Raw genomic sequence first — 17,516 nt, forward strand, 5'->3', positions numbered from 1 at the left:
CCGACGGCCCGTAGTCTTGCTGCCGTGAGGACCGCCGCGACCCGATTCCCACACGTGCTGCGCGGCGCGTGGTCGACCTTCATCGCCACCGCGCGCCAGGTCGCCCTGCGGCGGCTGGCGCTGACGACGGCGGTGGTCGTGACCCTGCTGGCGGTGGCCTGGCTGGTTCCGGTGCCGACCGCGGTCCAGCTGCGCGACTGGGCGCAGACGCTGGGGCCGTGGTTCCCGGCGGCGTTCCTGGTGGCACACACCGTCGTCACGGTCTTCCCGTTCCCCCGGACCGCCTTCACGCTGGCCGCCGGTCTGCTGTTCGGTCCCTGGCTGGGAGTCGTGTTGGCCGTGGTGGCCAGCGCACTGAGCGCCGTGGGAGTGCTGATCCTCATGCGTGTCTTCGGTTGGCAGCTGAGCCGGGTGGTCAACCATCCCCGGCTCGACTCGCTGGACGCCCGGTTGCGCCGGCGCGGCTGGCCGGCCGTGATTTCGCTGCGCCTGATTCCGGCGATCCCGTTCTCGGTGATCAACTACGCCGCGGGCGCCTCGGCGGTGCGGCTGGTGCCCTACACCCTGGCCACTCTGGTCGGGCTGCTGCCGGGGACGGCCGCCGTGGTGGTGCTCGGGGATGCCCTTACCGGAGACGTCAGCCCGCTGCTGTTCGCGGTGTCGGCGTGCACCGCCGCGGTCGGGGTGTCGCTGCTGGTCTATGAGGTGCGTGCGCACCGGCGGGAGCAACCGGCCGGGCCGGGCATCCCGGTCGATGCGGCAGCGGGAGGCGATGCCCCGGTGACCTGCCCGTCGGGGCGGCGCTGAACCCCGGCGGCCGGCCGTTGCGCCCGGGCCGGGGCCAACAACACGGGGGGCTGCGCATTCCGGCAACAATTCGGTGTAAGGCCATCCGGCTTTGACCGCCGGCAGTACCCGCCGTCGTTACAGTCGATTACGTGCCTTGGGCCGGCACGACAGCAATTCGCAAAGTGCTCGACGCAACTGAAGGGACCGGATCAATGGCTGATCGCAGCGCTGCGGTGCGTAAATATCTGACCGAAATGATCGGGACGTTCGTATTCATGTTCGCGGTGCTGGGAATCGTCTTGTCCGGCACCGACTGCGTTGCCGCCACCGCCCTGGGCGTCGGCTCGGTGCTGATGGTGATGGTCTACGCCAGCGGGCACATCTCCGGTGGCCATCTGAACCCCGCGGTCTCGGTCGCGGCGTATCTGCGGGGCGCCCTGCCGCTGTCCGAACTGGGCCCCTACATCGTTGCGCAGCTGGTCGGCGCGCTGGCCGCATTCAGCGTGGGCTTCGGGCTCTGGCACGACAAATACTCCGGCGGGGCCCTTGACCTGACCGGCAACCTCTGGCCGGCGTTCCTGGCCGAACTGGTCTTCACCTTCGCGCTGTGTTACGTGGTGCTGCACACCGCCACCAGCAAAGACAGCGCCGGCAACAGCTTCTACGGCCTGGCGATCGGGTTCGTGGTGGCGGTCGGCGTGATTGCGGTGGGCGCCATCTCCGGCGGCGCGTTCAACCCCGCCATCACCTTCGGCCTGATGCTGTCGGGGGTCTTCGCCTGGAAGTACCTCTGGGTCTACCTGATCGCCCAGCTTCTCGGCGCGGTCGCGGCCGCTTACGCTTACAAGGCCACCACCCTCGACGAGCACACCGCCGCAGCCCGGCGGGGATAACCGCCCGAATCTAGGACTCGACGGCTCGGATTCCGCCACCGGCGGGGGGCGGGCCCTGGACCGTCATCGCGGCGAACACCATCAGCAGCAGCACCGCGGGAACGATGTTGGCGATGCGGTTGCGTACCCGCAGGTGGATGCCGAGCGCCCCGGCGAAGTACAGGGTCAGCAACCCGGTGGTGAGCCGCGCGACGGCCGGGAAACGGAACACCGCGGCCAGGCCCAGCGCGGTGGCCGCCTTGGCCACCGGAACCGCCCAGCGGACCTCGGCGGGAATCCGCATCGCATCCATGTTTTTGGCGACGTAGGGCACCGGAATCGCCGACGCGACCGCGTCACCGGCCAGAAACGCCGCCAGCGCCGCGTAGCTCGGCCGCGCCGTCAGCGCCCTCACGCCGGACCGGGATCGAGCTGAGGTGGCAGCAGCGCACCCTCGACCGGCTTGCGGGCATCGGCCTCGGCCTTGGCGACCGCCTGCGCGATCGCCGGATCGGTCTGGGTGGTGAACCAGTCGGCGACCTCCTCGCTGTCGTCCTCGTGCCGGTTCGGGTGGTCGTCGACCGGTGAGGGCTGGTAGCGGAACACGCCGTCTTCGCCGGGCGCGCCCAGCAGCTTGGTGAAGCCCTGCAGGGCGGTGCCGAAATCACTGGGCACCACCCACACCTTGTTGGCCTCCCCGCGGGCCATCTCCGGCAACACCTGCAGATACTGGTAGGCCAGCAACTCCGGGGTGGGCCGGGCGGCCTTGATCGCGGCGAAGGTCTTCTCGATCGCCTTCGCCTGGCCCTGAGCCTGCAGGTAGGCGGCGGCGCGTTCACCTTGGGCCCGCAGCATCCGGGACTGCCGCTCGGCCTCGGCGGCCAGGATCGCCGCCTGCTTGGCGCCCTCGGCGGTCAGGATCTCCGCCTGCTTCTGCCCCTCGGCCTGTTTGATGGCCGCCTCGCGCTGGCCCTCGGCGGTCAGGATCATGGCCCGCTTCTCGCGGTCGGCCTTCATCTGCTTTTCCATCGACGCCTGGATCGACGGCGGCGGGTCGATGCTGCGCAGCTCCACCCGGGCCACCCGCAGGCCCCAGCGGCCGGTCGCCTCGTCGAGCACCCCGCGCAGCTGGCTGTTGATCACCTCACGCGAGGTCAGGGTCTGCTCCAGCGTCATCCCACCGACGACATTGCGCAGCGTGGTGGTGGTCAGCTGTTCCACACCGACGATGTAGTTGCTGATCTCATACACCGCGGCTTTGGGGTTGGTGACCTGGAAGTAGACGACGGTGTCGATGTTGAGCGTCAGGTTGTCCTCGGTGATCACCGGCTGCGGCGGAAAGGACACCACCCGCTCACGCAGGTCGATGCGGGCCCGCACCCGGTCGATGAAGGGCACCAGCAGGGTCAGCTGACCGCTGACGGTCCGGCTGTAGCGACCCAGCCGTTCGATCACCGCCGCCTCGGCCTGCGGGATCAGGGCCACCGATTTGGCCACCACGATCACCGCGAACACCACCAGCACGGCCAGCAGCAGCAGCCCGGTTGTCAGACCCTCCATGACGCGTCCTTTCGTTACACGATCTTGCCGACCACCGCGGTAGCCCCGTCGATGTGCATCACGGTGACCTGCTCCCCCGGTTCGAATACGTCGCCGTCGGCGAGCGGGCGGGCGGACCACACCTCGCCGTTCAGCTTCACCCGGCCGGCGTGCAGTTCGACGCGGTCGAGCACCAGGGCGGTCTTGCCCTGCAGCGCCAGCACCCCGGTTTCGTCACCCGTTCCCACCCACATCCGGCGGCGCAGCGCGGGTCGTACCAGCACCAGCAGCAGCACCGAGATCACCAGGAACACCGCACCGTCGGTCCACAGCGGCCAGTCGGTCAACGCACTGGCGGCCGCCGCCGAGAGCGCACCGCCGGAGAGCATCAGCAGGAACATGTCACCCGTGAGGGCCTCGGCTCCCGCGAGCCCCAGCGCGAAGACCAACCAGATCAGGGCAGTCGGCATGCGGTCAGAATAGCCCGAGAACCAGCCGAACCTGTGCGGTCCGACAGGGACGAAACGGACAACTACACTGCGGTGCATCATGTGGTGCCCGAGTACTTCGCTGGCGGTGTGGGCCAACGCCTGGCTGGCGGGCCTGGCCGCCCCCGATGACGTGTTGGACGCCCTCTCGGCGTGGGCACCGAAGCAGGCGGTGTCGGCCTATGACGTGATCAGCATCGGCGAGGCCGCGGTGCCCTTCGCCGGGGGCGGCGATGGCGGCGCGGCCGCACTGCTGCAGTTGGTGCGGGGCGCCGGCACCGCAGCCGGCGACGGCATCCGGCCGGTGTTTCCGGTACCCGGCGATGTCCGGGGACTGCCGGCCGGGACGTCGTTTCAGCGCGAGGCAATTCTCGCCGGTGAGGCCGTGGTGATCGGTTCGGCCGACGGCTCGCCCCCGATCGGTCTGGTGCCGGCCTACTACGAAGACGCCGCCGACGAGTCCGCCGCCGAACTGTGCTGGACCGCCTTCCCGCTGACCGGCATGCCGTCCGCCGAGCACCACGATCTGGGCGAGGCCGAATACGGTCTGCGGTCTGCCATCCGCACCGCCACCGAGGTGCTGGGATCCACCGGTTCGCGGTGGGCCGACTACGGCGTGGAGGACCCACGACTGCAGGTCGAACAGTTGGTCGAAGCCGTACTGCTGCACCGCATTCCCGAGCACGCCCCGCCTCGTGCGGTCCGCGTTCTGCACAGCGCCGCGCACGTCGAGGCGATCCTGACCGTCAGTGCCGATCTGCTGACCGCGAGCGCACAGTCGGCCGCCGCGGTCCAGCGCGCCGTCGATGCGGTTGCGCCGCTGACCGCGGTGGTTCGTTCGGCGCGCAGCGCCGCGGTGACCGCGATCCTGCACTCGGCCTGGCGGCGGTAGCCGCCCGCCCAGATCAGCTGTCCGGCGCCACGACCGCGGCGCAGTGCGCCGAGCCGCACGACGCGCCGTTGACCCCGAACCCGCAGCCCAGGCCTTGCGAACCCGCGGCCCGTTGCGGGGCGGCACCGTCGCGCAGCTCCTCGATCAGGCTTCGGGCAAGCCGGGCCAGCCGGTTGTCCGCGTTGGGGGTGGCCGCGCGTGCGTAGGCGATACCGGCCGCCTGCGCCTGGGCCCGGACCTGCGTGTCGAGGTCCCACACCACCTCGATGTTGTCGCTGAGAAAGCCGATCGGGCACAGGATCACCGCTGGGACACCGGTCTGCGCCAGCGTGGCCAGGTGCGCCTCGACGTCGGGTTCCAGCCAGGGCACCTGCGGCGGGCCGGACCGCGACTGCCACACCTGGTCGTATTCGGGGTAACCCGCAGCCGCGGCGACCAGCCGCGTGGCGTGGGCGACCTGGCGGCTGTAGAGCTGCGGACCGTAGCGCTGGTCGGCGCGCACCGGGATCGAATGCGCGGTGAATACGAGCCGGGCGCCCGATCGCAGCTCCGCGGGCAGGCGCTCGGCGGCGGCGGCGATCGCATCGGCGAACATCGCCACGAACAACGGGTGATCGAAGTACTGGCGCAGCTTCACCAGTTCCGGGGCGCCGTCGCCGGCGGCCCGCCGCGCTCGGGCGATGTCCTCGGCGTACTGCTCGCAGCCGGAGTATCCGCCCCACGCCGAGGTGGCGAACACCGCGGCGCGTCGCACGCCGTCGGCGGCCATCGCCGCCACGGTGTCCTCGACATAAGGCTCCCAGTTGCGGTTGCCGAAATACACCGGCAGTCCGGACAGTTCGGCGCGCAGCTCGTCGACCAAGGCCCGGTTGATGCCGTTGATCGGCGAGACACCGCCGAAGTGCAGGTAGTGCTCGGCGACGGCATCGAGCCGGGCCGGGGGCACACCGCGCCCTCGGGTGACGTTCTCGAGAAACGGCCGCACCTGCTCGGGGCCTTCGGGTCCGCCGAAGGAGAGGAGCAGGACGGCGTCTACATCCATTTACAGCAACTGGGTGTGCGCGCCGCCGTCGGCGTAGACCACCGTTCCGGTGGTGGCCGGCAGCCAGTCGGACATCAGTGCGCACACCGTCTTGGCGACCGGTGTCGGGTCTTTCATGTCCCAGCCGATCGGGGCCCGCTGGTCCCAACCCTCTTCGAGCAGGCGGATCTGCTCGCCGGCGCCTTCGCCGAGTGCCCCGCCCACGATCGCACTCATGGCCAGGGTCCGGATCGGCCCGGCGGCAACGAGGTTCGAACGCACACCGAGCGGTCCGGCCTCGCGCGCGACGAAGCGATTCACCGATTCCAGGGCGCTCTTGGCCACCGTCATCCAGTTGTAGGCCGGCATCGCCCGGGTCGGGTCGAAGTCCATGCCCACGATGGAGCCGCCGGGGTTCATGATCGGCAGCACCGCTTTGGCCAGCGATGCGTACGAATACGCCGAGATGTGAATGCCCTTGGCCACATCCTCGTAGGGCGCGTCGAAGAACGGGTTGACGCCCATGCCGGTCTGCGGCATGTATCCGATGGAGTGCACCACACCGTCGAGCTTGTTGCCCTCGCCGATCACCTCGGTGACGCGCGCGGCCAGCGTGTCGAGGTGCTCGTTGTTCTGCACGTCGAGTTCCAGCAGCGGCGCCGGCTCCGGAAGCCGGTCGATGATGCGCTGGATCAGCCGCAGCCGGTCGAACCCGGTGCAGACCAGCTGGGCGCCGGCCTCCTGGGCGACCTTGGCGATGTGAAACGCGATCGAGGAGTCGGTGATGATCCCGGTGACCAGGATCCGCTTGCCTTCGAGAATGCCTGCCATTGAAGTTCCCTATCTTGGTCTCTGAACGGTTCTTAGTGGCCCATGCCCATGCCGCCGTCGACGGGGATGACCGCGCCGGCGATGTAGCCGGCGTCCTCCGAGGCCAGGAAGCTCACCGCCCCGGCAACCTCCTCGGCGGTGCCGACGCGCTTGGCGGGGATGAACTCCAGGGCGCCGGCCTGGATCCGTTCATCGAGCGCGCGGGTCATCTCGGTGTCGATGTAGCCGGGGGCGACGACGTTGGCGGTCACGCCGGCCTTGGACAGCTCGCGCGAGATCGAGCGGGCCATGCCGATCAGGCCGGCCTTGGCGGCCGCGTAGTTGGCCTGATTTCCGATGCCCCACATGCCCGACACCGACCCGATGAAGATGATCCGGCCGAAGCGCTTGCGCTGCATGCTGCGCGACGCGCGCTGGGCCACCCGGAATGCCCCGGTCAGGTTGGCGTCGATGACTTCGGTGAACCGCTCCTCGGTCATCCGCATCAGGAAGGCGTCCTTGGAGATGCCGGCGTTGGAGACCAGCACCTCCACCGGTCCCTGGTGCTCTTCGACTTCCTTGAACGCACGGTCCACGGCCTCGTTGTCGGTGACGTCGCACACGACTCCGAACAGTCCCTCGGGGGCCCCGGAGCCGCGGTGGGTGACCGCCACCTTGTGTCCGTCGGCGGCCAGTCGCTGGGCGATCGCCAGCCCGATCCCCCGGTTTCCACCGGTCACGAGGACCGAACGGGACACGAATGGCGGCTTTCCGGTGGGCGTTTCGCTGTCAGTCACCGGCATAACCTATCAGTGCCCTACGTTGACTCTGCGCTCACCAAAGCGCCCACTCGCACTTTTGCCTGGTGGCCGCAGAGTCAACGGGGAGGTGGGGTCAGGCGGGCAGGCGGCGGTTGAGCAGCAGCGCCGCCAGCGCGGCCAGCGCCAGGACGAACGAGCCCAGGCGCAGCCAGCCGGTGCTGGCGTCGCCGCGGATGGTCTCGAAGCCGATCTGGTCCTGCAAGGTGGCGTAAACCTCCTTGAGCTGGGCCAGGCTGGAGGCGGTGTAGGCGGTGCCGCCGGACAGGTCGGCGATCTTCTTCAACGAGTCGTCATCGACCGGGACCGGCTGGCGCTGCTCGTTGATCTCGACATAGCCGTAAGCCGTGCCGAACGAGATCGTCGAGACCGGCACGCCTTGGTCCTTGGCGGTGCGCGCCGCGGTGAACGCCCCCTTGGGGTTGTCGGGATTGGACGGCACCGTCTCCTTGCCGTCGGACAGCAGCACGATCCGGGCCGGCGGCGGGGTGTCGCCCCCGCCGATGACGGCCCCCACGGTGGCGATCGCCTGCAGCGCGGTGAAGATGCCTTCGCCGGTCGCGGTCCGGTCCGCCAGTTGCAGTTTGTCGATCGCGGCCTTGGTCGCCTCGCGGTTGGTCGTCGGTGAGGTCAGCACGGTCGCGGTGCCGGCGTAGGCGATCAGGCCCAGGTTGATGCCGGCGGTCAGCTCGTCGGCGAACTGCTTGCCGGCTTCCTGCGCGGCGGCCAGCCGGCTGGGCGCGACGTCGGTGGCCCGCATCGACTGCGAGACGTCGATCACCAGCATCACCACGGCGCGGTTGCGCGGAATCCGGACGTCGTGGGTGGGGCCGGCCATGGCGATGGTGAACAGCACCATCGAGGTGACCAGCAGGATCGCCGACAGGTGCCGCCAGCGCGTCGGCGTCTTGGGCGCCACGCTTTCCAGCAGCTCCATGTTGGCGAACCGCAGAATCCGGCGATGCCGCGCCACCTGCATGACGACGTACAGCGCGACCAGACCCAGGATCACGAGCAGGAACAGGAAGAACCACGGGTGCGCGAAGCCCGACAGGGTCATCGGCCCCAGCAGCGGCAGTGTCATAGCAGACCTGTCTGGTTACGGGTCGAGGTCACGGCGTACCCGCCAGCGCGCCGCGCCGGCGTGACTCGACGAATCGGACAATTTCGGCGATCCAGTCCCGGTCCGTCCGCAGGCTCAACAGCGGCGCGCCGCAACTGCGCAGCGCACGCGCGACGTCGGCGCGGTGGGCCACGGCTGCCCGGGCGAAATCGTCGCGCAGCTTGGCGTCGATGGTGAACTCACGGGTGATCCCGGTTTCGGTGTCCTGCAACACCACGTCGCCGACGTCGGGCAATTCCACGTCGCGCGGGTCGAGCACCTCGACGCCCAGCACCTCGTGCCGGGCGGCGATCGCCCGCAACGGGCGCATCCAGTTGATGGGGCCCAGGAAGTCGCTGATGATCACCGCCATGCCGCGCCGCCGCTCGGGCCGGCGCAGCGCGTCGATGGCCGCCGCCAGGTCGCCGCGAACCCCCACCGGGGCCCGGGGCGTCGTGGCGATGGTGCGCAACAGGGTCTGCTCGTGGTTGCGCCCGGACCGTGCCGGCACCCGCACCACGCGCTCGCCGTTGGCCACCAGCGCGCCCAGCCGATTGCCGCCACCGCTGTTGAGATAGACGATGGCCGCTGCGGCGGCCACGGCCAGATCACGCTTCTCGCAACCGGCGGTGCCGAAATCCATGCTGGCCGACATGTCCACCACCAGCCAGGTCTCCAGCTCGCGGTCGGCGATCATCTGCCGGACATGCGGGTGGGTGGTGCGCGCGGTGACCGACCAGTCCATCCGGCGCACGTCGTCGCCCGGCTGATACAGCCGGGACTCGCCGGGCTCGGAACCGGGGCCGGGGATCAAGCCCAGGTGGTCGCCGTGCAGAACGCCGTCGAGCTTGCGCTTGACGGTCAGTTCCAGGGTGCGCAGTGCCGCCGCCAGCTTGGGGTCGCGGATCTCTCCGCGCAGCATCGACGGCGGAGCGGTGCTGGTTCCGGCAGGCTGCGACGATCCAGCCCCGGTGTCGGGGTCGCTCACCGACCGCCGGCCACTGCCGCCGCGGTCGGGGCACCCGGTGCCGGCGAGTGCTGCTGCGGAACGGCGTTCACCTGCGGCAACGGCACCGTCTGCAACACCCGGTTGATGACGATCTCCGGGGTGATCTCGTCGGCGAGCGCGTCGTAGGACAGCACCAGCCGGTGCCGGAGCACGTCCGGAATGACCTCGATGACGTCCTGCGGGATCACGTAGTCGCGACCGCGCACCAGGGCCAGGGCCCGAGAGGCGGAGATGATGCCCAGCGAGGCACGCGGCGAGGCACCGAACGACAGCCAGTTCTTGACGTCCGGCATGCCGAACTGCTCGGGTTGGCGCGTGGCGGTGATCACCCGCACCACGTAGTCCACCAGCGCGTGGTGCACGAAGTTGTTGGCCGCCAGGGTCTGCAGCCGCACCAGGTCGCCGGTGCTCAGGATCTGCTTGGGCTCCGGCGGGGTGACGCCCATCCGGTAGATGATCTCGCGCTCTTCCTCCGGCGAGGGGTAGCTGACGTTGATCTTGAACAGGAACCGGTCGCGTTGCGCCTCGGGCAGCGGGTAGACGCCCTCGTGCTCGATCGGGTTCTGGGTGGCCATCACCAGGAACGGGTTAGGCAGCGCGAAGCTCTTGCCGCCGATGGAGACCTTGCGCTCCTGCATGACCTCCAGCAGTGCCGACTGCACCTTGGCCGGCGCTCGGTTGATCTCGTCGGCCAGCAGGAAGTTGGTCATCACCGGGCCGAGCTCGGTGTCGAACTCCTCCCGGCCCGCCCGGTAGATGCGGGTACCGATGATGTCGGTGGGCACCAGGTCCGGGGTGAACTGGATCCTGGCGAAGCTTCCGCCCACCACCTTGGCGAAGGTCTCCACTGCCAGGGTCTTGGCGACTCCGGGAACGCCCTCGAGCAGCACGTGGCCCTTGGCGAGCAGGCCGACCAGGATGCGCTCGACGAGCTGGTCCTGGCCGACGATGACGCGCTTGACCTCGAAGATGGCCCGCTCCAGCGCGTGTACGTCGGCGGCGAGCCCGCTACCGCCGACAGTGCCTGGCTCGGCACCGGCCGAGCCGGGGAAACCGCTGGCGCCCGCGGGCGTCCCATCCGATGACGTCATCGACAAATCCTCCACAAAGGTCGGTCAGACACAACTGCTTACACGGCACGCGGCCGAGGGGCAGCGTCGTGCCCGCGTTTCACTATTCCAGGGTTCGCAGCATCCGTCGACGCCAAGCCCGGTCCCGGCGCGTCAGTACTCGATGATCCGGGTCAGATACGGCGTCATCCCGGCGGTCCGCACCGGGCTGACGACCACCTTGCCGGCACTGCCGGAGGCTTCCAGCATCTTTCCGCCGCCCAGGTACATGGTGACGTGCTGGCCGCCGCCGGGGCCGTAGAACATCAGGTCGCCACGGCGCGCCTGGCTGGGCGGAATGTGCCGGCCGGCGTTGTACTGGTCACCCGAGTACCGCGGGATGAGGACCCCGACACCGGCGAACGCGTAGCGCATCAGGCCCGAGCAGTCGAAACCGACCGTTCCCGCGCCGGAGTCGACGCCCTTGCTGGGACCGGTGAGCGAGCCACCACCCCAGGAATAGGGCACCCCCATCTGCGATCCGCCGCGACGGATGACGTACTCGATGGCCTGCTTGCCGTGCACCCGCTTACCGGGTGCCACATTGCCGGTGGCTTCGTCGCCGACATTGAAGCCGAGGCCGGCCAGGAATTTGCGGCCCAGGTCCATGGTGGTCTGGGTGGCCTGCGCGGTGGCCTGCAGCGACGCGTTGGCGATCGCCAGCGGATCACCGGGCGCCCCGGCGCTGATCGTCGCCGGCAGCGTCGGGTCCCAGCCGGGGTCGGCCGCAGCGGGCCCGGCCAGACCCAGCATCACCGGGATCGCCACCACCAGCGATCCGACCAGACGAGATAGACGTAGTGCACTCAATCGCATTGCTCCGCCGTCAGTATTCGATGTATCGGACTACGTAGGGCGTCATGCCGCTCTTGCGTACCGGCGATACCTTCACCACCTGGCCCACGTCCGGGGCCTCGAGCATCAGGCCGTTGCCGAGGTAGAGCGTGACGTGCTGGCTGCCGCCGGGACCATAGAAGATGACGTCGCCGCGCCGCGCCATCGCCGAGGGGATCTGGCGGCCCATCTTGTACTGCGAACCGGAGTAGTGCGGCAGCTTGATGCCCACTCCGGCGAACGCGTAGAGGATCAGACCGGAGCAGTCGAAACCGACCGTGCCAGAACCCGAGCCGATACCGCGGCCGGGCCCCGCGGCGGTGCCACCGCCCCACGAGTACGGCACACCACGCTGCGCGAGGGCGCGGCGGATCACGTATTCGGAGGCCTGCTTGCCGTATACCCGCGGGATCTTGCCGTTGTTGATTCCGGTGTCGTCGGGCTTGGCCAGGCCCAGCGACTGCAAGAATTTCTTGCCCATGTTCGCCGTCACCTGCGCCGAGGTCTGCGAGATCCCCAGCACCTGGTTGATGACCGCGATCGGGTCCCCGGGGACGTCCGCGCTGGGGATCATCGGCAGGGTCGGGTCCCAGGGGCCGTCCCACCGCTGGGGCTGTTGGGTGTTCGCCGGGCCGACGCCGGGCGCTCCGGGATTGCCCCACCGGTCACCCGCGGGGGCGCCGGCGGGCGCCTCGGGCTGCGCGTGGCCACGGGCGGCCACGAGCTTGGCCTGGGCCTCGGCGCGCCGTGCCGCCAGCCGGTCGATCTCCTGCTGTTGTTCGGCGAACTTGCGCTGGGTGTCGGTGAGCGCTGCCACCGCGGCATCCTGGCTGGACTGCGCCTGCGCCACCGCCTGGTCGGCCTTCTGCTTGGCCAGCCGGGCAGCCGACTCCTTGTTGACCTGCTCGGTGCGGGCCCGCTTGAGGTTGTCCAACGCCTGCTCGGAACTGAGCGCGAGCAGCTGGCCGGCCGCCGCCGTGGCGATCATGTCGGTGGGGTTGGCGGCGGTCAGGTAACTGTCCGAGGGGCCGTTGACGTAGGTCGAGGCGGCGAAGGTGTTGAACCGGCGCTGCGCGGCGGCGATGGCGGCGTCGGCGTCGGCGATCGCGCGATGGCCCGCCTGAACCTCCTGCTGCGCGGCCTCGGCTTCCTCGCGCGCGGTCTGCAGATCCACCAGGGCTTTGTTGACGCCTTCCTTCTCCTCGGCGATCTGCGCGCCCAGGTTCTGCAGCTGCTGGTTGGCGTCGGCGACGTCGGCGATCAGCGCGGCGATGCCGTCGGGGTCACGGGTGGGTTGCGCGGCTGCCAACCCCGGGGTGCCCAGCAGGAGGGCAGCACTGAGCACCGACACCGTCACGGGTCGGGCGAAACGGGTCACCGGCGGGAATGCAGAGCCATCGGAGCCACAGCGGATGCGTCTCATTCGGCTTGGATCTCCTCGGACTCAGGCAGGCGCCGTGCTCACACCGGCGGCACAAGCACAGGAGCAACACCTACATCAGTTGCGCCTTTTGAGACCATACGTCACATCAGTCACGGGAGAAACGTTCGTAACAAACTACATTATTGTAATTAAGCGGCTTGTGACCATTCGGTGACCTGATGCATTTTCAAGCCCACCGGGGCAGCACAATTTCCCGCCCGGGGACGGGGCGGGAAGCAGGGGTTACCGCTACTGCGCGGCGGCGGAGCGCTCGGCAGCTTTTCTGCTGCGTCGCTGCAGGAATCGGGTGCCGACGGCCGCTGCCGCCACCCCGATCAGCAGGACCACCGTCATCGATGTCCAGGGCAGGTCGGGGGTGGTCAATTCGTGCAGAAAATTTTGCGCCGACGTAACTGGGTCGCCGGTTTTGGCGTGATCTTCGGCGGCCTCCAGTTTTGCCCGGTGAAACTGGCCGCTGTAGCTGCCGACATAGTTATTACTGAGCACCAGAACGGTGGCGTCGGGATAGTCATAGCCCACCACGGTGGCCACGTCGCGCAGGGCGGTGTCCATCCCGGGGTTGCGGGCCACCTCGACGATCTTGAGGTCGATCCCGTCGTGGGCGGCCTGCGCCACCACCTCGCGCAGCGCCGGCACGTCGGCCGCCGGCGCGCTCACACCGTCGGCCGCCACGGCCACCTTGACCAGCGCCATGCAGTCATCGGGCGGGGTGGCGGGGTCGAGTCCGACGGTGATGCAGAGCTCGCCGGGGATGTAGGCCGGCGGGTGCTGGATCGTCACGGAAGATGACGGTATCAACCCCCGTCAGGTGAGGTAAACCTTACTTTATACAGGACAATCGTACTGTTAGAGTTGTCCCGCCCGTCGGCGCGGACCCGTCGATGGATGAGGACTCGATCTCGGGGAGTTGAAGTGAGCAGCAAAGATTCGGTGAATTCGTTCGGGGCGCGCGACACTCTCACCGTCGGCGACCAGAACTACGAAATCTTCCGCCTCGACGCCGTGCCCGGCACCGAGAAGCTGCCCTACAGCCTCAAAGTGCTCGCCGAGAACCTGTTGCGCACCGAGGACGGCGCCAACATCACCAAGGATCACATCACCGCGATCGCCAACTGGGACCCGGCCGCCGAGCCCAGCATCGAGATCCAGTTCACCCCGGCCCGGGTGATCATGCAGGACTTCACCGGGGTGCCCTGCGTCGTGGACCTGGCCACCATGCGTGAGGCCGTCACCGCCCTGGGCGGCGACCCCAACAAGGTCAACCCGCTCTCGCCCGCGGAGATGGTCATCGACCACTCGGTCATTCTCGACGTGTTCGGCACCGCCGACGCCTTCGAGCGCAACGTCGCCCTCGAATACGAGCGCAACGCCGAGCGCTACCAGTTCCTGCGCTGGGGCCAGGGCGCCTTCGACGACTTCAAGGTCGTCCCGCCGGGCACCGGCATCGTGCACCAGGTCAACATCGAATACCTCGCCCGCACCGTGATGGTCCGCAACGGTCAGGCCTACCCCGACACCTGCGTCGGCACCGACAGCCACACCACCATGCAGAACGGCCTGGGCGTGCTGGGCTGGGGCGTCGGCGGCATCGAAGCCGAGGCGGCCATGCTGGGCCAGCCGGTGTCGATGCTGATCCCCCGCGTCGTCGGCTTCAAGCTGACCGGAGAGATCCAGCCCGGCGTCACCGCCACCGACGTGGTGCTCACCGTCACCGACATGCTGCGCCGCCACGGTGTGGTCGGCAAGTTCGTCGAGTTCTACGGCAGGGGTGTCGCCGAGGTGCCGCTGGCCAACCGCGCCACGCTGGGCAACATGAGCCCCGAATTCGGTTCCACCTGCGCGATCTTCCCGATCGACGAGGAGACCATCAACTACCTGCGCCTGACCGGCCGCAGCGACGAGCAGCTCGCGCTGGTGGAGGCCTACGCCAAGGCCCAAGGTATGTGGCACAACCCCGACCACGAGCCGGCCTTCTCCGAATACCTCGAGCTGGACCTGTCCACCGTGGTCCCGTCGATCGCCGGCCCCAAGCGTCCGCAGGACCGGATCCTGTTGTCGGAGAGCAAGATCGCCTTCCGCAAGGACATCCACAACTACGTCGAGGAGCAGCACCCGGCGCCGGAGAGCAAGCTCGACGAAGCGCTCGAGGAGTCCTTCCCGGCATCCGACCCGGCCACCCTGTCCTTCGCCGACGACGGTGCCGTGGACGTGCAGTCCGCCGCCAACGGCGCCGAGGGCCGGCCGAGCAAGCCGATCCGGGTCACCGGCGAGCGCGGCGAGTTCATCCTCGACCACGGCGCCGTCGCGGTCGCAGGTATCACCTCCTGCACCAACACCTCCAACCCCTCGGTGATGATCGGCGCCGCACTGCTGGCCCGCAACGCCGTGGAGAAGGGCTTGTCCTCCAAGCCGTGGGTCAAGACCAACATGGCCCCCGGCTCGCAGGTCGTCACCGACTACTACGAGAAGGCCGGCCTGTGGCCCTACCTGGAGAAGCTCGGCTTCTACCTGGGCGGTTACGGCTGCACCACCTGCATCGGCAACACCGGCCCGCTGCCCGAGGAGATCTCCAAGGCGGTCAACGAAGAAGACCTGACCGTCACCGCGGTGCTGTCGGGTAACCGCAACTTCGAGGGCCGCATCTCCCCCGACGTCAAGATGAACTACCTGGCCTCCCCGCCGCTGGTGATCGCCTACGCCCTGGCCGGCACCATGGACTTCGACTTCGAAACCGATTCCCTGGGCAAAGACAAAGACGGCAACGACGTCTACCTGCGCGACATCTGGCCCTCGGCCCAGGAGATCGACGACACCATCAAGTCCGCGATCAACCAGGACATGTTCCGCAAGTCCTACGCCGACGTGTTCGCCGGCGACGACAACTGGCGCAACCTGCCGACCCCGGACGGCGACACCTTCGCCTGGGACGAGTCCTCGACCTACGTGCGCAAGGCCCCCTACTTCGACGGCATGGGCTTGGAGCCCGAACCGGTCTCCGACATCAAGGGCGCCCGGGTGATGGCGCTGCTGGGCGACTCGGTCACCACCGACCACATCAGCCCGGCCGGCCCGATCAAGCCCGGCACCCCGGCCGCGGACTACCTCGACGCCCACGGTGTGGCCCGCAAGGACTACAACTCGCTGGGCAGCCGCCGCGGCAACCACGAGGTCATGGTTCGCGGCACCTTCGCCAACATCCGTCTGCAGAACCGCTTGCTGGACACCATCGGCCTGGAGGGCACCCAGGGCGGCTACACCCGGGACTTCACCCAGGAGGGCGGCCCGAAGGAGTTCATCTACAACGCCTGCATGAACTACCAGAAGGCCGGCATCCCGCTGGTGGTGCTGGGCGGCAAGGAGTACGGCTCCGGCTCGTCCCGCGACTGGGCGGCCAAGGGCACCACGCTGCTGGGCGTCAAGGCGGTCATCACCGAGTCCTTCGAGCGCATCCACCGCTCGAACCTGATCGGCATGGGTGTGATCCCGCTGCAGTTCCCGGCCGGCGAGTCCGCCGCGTCGCTGGGGCTGGACGGCACCGAGGTCTTCGACATCGTCGGGATCGAGGAGCTCAACTCCGGCAAGACACCCAAGACGGTCAAGGTCACCGCCACCAAGGACAGTGGCGAGAAGGTCGAATTCGACGCGGTCGTGCGCATCGACACTCCCGGTGAGGCCGACTACTACCGCAACGGCGGCATCCTGCAGTACGTGCTGCGCAACATGCTGAAGTCGGCCAAGACCGCGTAGTCGGCGATCACCATGCCCAGGGTCAGCGAGGGTCACCTGGCGGCCCGGCGCCGCCAGATCCTCGATGGCGCTCGGCGCTGCTTCGCCGCCTACGGCTACGACCAGGCGACGGTGCGGCGACTGGAGCAGACCATTGGGCTGTCGCGCGGGGCGATATTTCATCACTTCCGCGACAAGGACACGCTGTTCTTCGAACTGGCGCGCGAGGATGCGCAGCGCATGGCCGATCAGGCTTCCCGCGAAGGCCTGATCGGCGTCATGCGCGACATGCTGGCCGCACCGGAGCAGTTCGACTGGCTGGCCACCCGGCTCGAGATCGCCCGCAAGCTGCGCCACGATCCGGAGTTCAGCCGCGGCTGGGCGGAACGGTCAGCCGAATTGGCCGCTGCCACAACCGATCGGCTCAACCGGCAGACGCAGGCCGGCCGGGTGCGCGACGACGTGCCTGCCGATGTGTTGCACTGCTATCTGGATCTGGTGCTCGACGGGTTGGTCGCGCGACTGGCCTCCGGCGAGGATCCGCAGCGCCTGTCAGCGGTCCTCGACCTGGTCGAGGACTCGGTGCGCCAGAGCTGATTTCGGCTGCCGGACGCGGGCAAGCGCCCCCGCCCGCGCACAGCCGCCCGCCGGCCCGCTCGGGTCAGCGCGCGCGCGTCCGGTGGTTGGGACCACCGCGACTGCGCATCACCGCGCCGGACTCCCGCAGCATGCTGTGCACCGATCCGTACGAGCGCCCGGTCGACGCCGCCAGCGTGCGGATGCTCGCCCCGCGCTCGTAGGCGTTGCGCAACTCGACCAGCTGACGGTCACGCAGCTTGTTGGATTTCGTCGTCGTTGCCACGTCCCCACCCCCTCCCCTCGCCGCCTTGACCACATCAGCGTAGGAAGACAGCCCGGCGCGGGGGCGGGTTTGGCACAAATGCGGGCAATCGGCACCGCCGGGCCCGGTCGGGGCGCTAGGTGTACTGCCCAGACAGGTTGGTTGAGGAAGTGTGACGACTCGCTGTAGCGGTCGTTGAACGGGGAAGGTCTCCCGTCGTGG

Annotated in this window: 18 protein-coding genes; 5 read left to right on the forward strand and 13 right to left on the reverse strand. The window is 68.9% G+C overall.

All coding sequences use genetic code 11. The features are described from left to right. The first annotated feature begins 24 nt into the window (after nucleotides 1-24). Together LI92_RS14680 and LI92_RS14685 are read left to right on the forward strand one after the other, a co-directional pair. Nucleotides 25-807 carry a TVP38/TMEM64 family protein gene (locus LI92_RS14680; RefSeq protein WP_082109726.1) on the forward strand — a complete coding sequence of 261 codons (783 nt, stop codon included), beginning with the start codon at nucleotides 25-27 and terminating at the stop codon, nucleotides 805-807. Between the two features lie 194 nt (nucleotides 808-1,001). Continuing rightward, nucleotides 1,002-1,682, forward strand: a complete 681-nt coding sequence (locus LI92_RS14685) for an MIP/aquaporin family protein (protein WP_046320074.1) — start codon at nucleotides 1,002-1,004, stop codon at nucleotides 1,680-1,682. A gap of 10 nt (nucleotides 1,683-1,692) precedes the next feature. On the opposite strand, the gene LI92_RS14690 is transcribed toward LI92_RS14685, so the two are convergent. From LI92_RS14690 to LI92_RS14700, 3 genes are read right to left on the reverse strand one after another with little or no spacing between them, the layout of a single operon-like run. Beyond that, nucleotides 1,693-2,076 carry a DoxX family protein gene (locus LI92_RS14690; RefSeq protein ID WP_082109727.1) on the reverse strand — a complete coding sequence of 128 codons (384 nt, stop codon included), beginning with the start codon at nucleotides 2,074-2,076 and terminating at the stop codon, nucleotides 1,693-1,695. Then, nucleotides 2,073-3,221, reverse strand: coding sequence for an SPFH domain-containing protein (locus tag LI92_RS14695; protein ID WP_046320076.1), 1,149 nt, complete (start codon nucleotides 3,219-3,221; stop codon nucleotides 2,073-2,075). Before LI92_RS14695 ends, LI92_RS14690 begins: the two co-directional genes overlap by 4 nt. A 14-nt stretch (nucleotides 3,222-3,235) precedes the next feature. Further along, nucleotides 3,236-3,670: an NfeD family protein gene (locus tag LI92_RS14700; protein ID WP_046320078.1), complete on the reverse strand. Its 435-nt coding sequence runs from the start codon at nucleotides 3,668-3,670 to the stop codon at nucleotides 3,236-3,238. 79 nt (nucleotides 3,671-3,749) lie between these two features. Between LI92_RS14700 and LI92_RS14705 the strand changes: the two genes are divergently transcribed. After that, entirely contained in the window at nucleotides 3,750-4,580 is an 831-nt protein-coding gene (locus LI92_RS14705; RefSeq protein WP_046320080.1) for an Rv1486c family protein, read from the forward strand. Between the two features lie 13 nt (nucleotides 4,581-4,593). On the opposite strand, the gene LI92_RS14710 is transcribed toward LI92_RS14705, so the two are convergent. The 9 genes from LI92_RS14710 to LI92_RS14750 form a co-directional block, all read right to left on the reverse strand. After that, nucleotides 4,594-5,622, reverse strand: coding sequence for a ferrochelatase (locus LI92_RS14710; RefSeq protein ID WP_046320081.1), 1,029 nt, complete (start codon nucleotides 5,620-5,622; stop codon nucleotides 4,594-4,596). Further along, complete coding sequence (gene inhA, locus LI92_RS14715; protein ID WP_046320082.1) at nucleotides 5,623-6,432, reverse strand: NADH-dependent enoyl-ACP reductase InhA; 810 nt, start codon at nucleotides 6,430-6,432, stop codon at nucleotides 5,623-5,625. It lies immediately after the preceding gene. 32 nt (nucleotides 6,433-6,464) lie between these two features. Then, entirely contained in the window at nucleotides 6,465-7,208 is a 744-nt protein-coding gene (gene fabG1 / locus LI92_RS14720) for a 3-oxoacyl-ACP reductase FabG1 (protein WP_502691455.1), read from the reverse strand. Nucleotides 7,209-7,305: 97 nt separating this feature from the next. Continuing rightward, nucleotides 7,306-8,313 carry a VWA domain-containing protein gene (locus LI92_RS14725; protein ID WP_046320085.1) on the reverse strand — a complete coding sequence of 336 codons (1,008 nt, stop codon included), beginning with the start codon at nucleotides 8,311-8,313 and terminating at the stop codon, nucleotides 7,306-7,308. Between the two features lie 28 nt (nucleotides 8,314-8,341). Then, nucleotides 8,342-9,253 carry a DUF58 domain-containing protein gene (locus tag LI92_RS14730; RefSeq protein WP_046320086.1) on the reverse strand — a complete coding sequence of 304 codons (912 nt, stop codon included), beginning with the start codon at nucleotides 9,251-9,253 and terminating at the stop codon, nucleotides 8,342-8,344. A gap of 62 nt (nucleotides 9,254-9,315) precedes the next feature. Further along, nucleotides 9,316-10,431: a chaperone MoxR1 gene (gene moxR1, locus LI92_RS14735; protein WP_046320098.1), complete on the reverse strand. Its 1,116-nt coding sequence runs from the start codon at nucleotides 10,429-10,431 to the stop codon at nucleotides 9,316-9,318. 132 nt (nucleotides 10,432-10,563) lie between these two features. Further along, the gene (ripB, locus tag LI92_RS14740) at nucleotides 10,564-11,265 is read right to left on the reverse strand and encodes an NlpC/P60 family peptidoglycan endopeptidase RipB (protein ID WP_046320088.1); all 702 of its coding nucleotides are present in this window, start codon (nucleotides 11,263-11,265) and stop codon (nucleotides 10,564-10,566) included. A gap of 10 nt (nucleotides 11,266-11,275) precedes the next feature. Continuing rightward, nucleotides 11,276-12,706 (reverse strand): NlpC/P60 family peptidoglycan endopeptidase RipA, encoded by a 1,431-nt coding sequence (gene ripA, locus LI92_RS14745; protein ID WP_046320090.1) that lies wholly within the window; start codon nucleotides 12,704-12,706, stop codon nucleotides 11,276-11,278. A 249-nt stretch (nucleotides 12,707-12,955) separates the two neighbouring features. Continuing rightward, nucleotides 12,956-13,462, reverse strand: a complete 507-nt coding sequence (locus tag LI92_RS14750) for an Rv1476 family membrane protein (RefSeq protein ID WP_353585453.1) — start codon at nucleotides 13,460-13,462, stop codon at nucleotides 12,956-12,958. A 177-nt stretch (nucleotides 13,463-13,639) separates the two neighbouring features. On the opposite strand from LI92_RS14750, the gene acnA reads away from it, so the two are divergent. Both acnA and LI92_RS14760 read left to right on the forward strand, forming a co-directional pair. After that, on the forward strand, nucleotides 13,640-16,474 hold the full coding sequence (acnA, locus tag LI92_RS14755) for an aconitate hydratase AcnA (RefSeq protein WP_192830057.1): 2,835 nt from the start codon (nucleotides 13,640-13,642) through the stop codon (nucleotides 16,472-16,474). Between the two features lie 12 nt (nucleotides 16,475-16,486). Next, entirely contained in the window at nucleotides 16,487-17,050 is a 564-nt protein-coding gene (locus LI92_RS14760; RefSeq protein WP_046320093.1) for a TetR/AcrR family transcriptional regulator, read from the forward strand. 64 nt (nucleotides 17,051-17,114) lie between these two features. Here the strand turns inward: LI92_RS14760 and LI92_RS14765 are convergent, their stop codons facing one another. Beyond that, on the reverse strand, nucleotides 17,115-17,315 hold the full coding sequence (locus LI92_RS14765; RefSeq protein ID WP_046320094.1) for a helix-turn-helix domain-containing protein: 201 nt from the start codon (nucleotides 17,313-17,315) through the stop codon (nucleotides 17,115-17,117). Nucleotides 17,316-17,516: the final 201 nt, after the last annotated feature.

It is taken from the genome of Mycobacterium sp. UM_Kg1 (genome assembly GCF_000972925.1).
GTDB lineage: Bacteria > Actinomycetota > Actinomycetes > Mycobacteriales > Mycobacteriaceae > Mycobacterium > Mycobacterium hiberniae.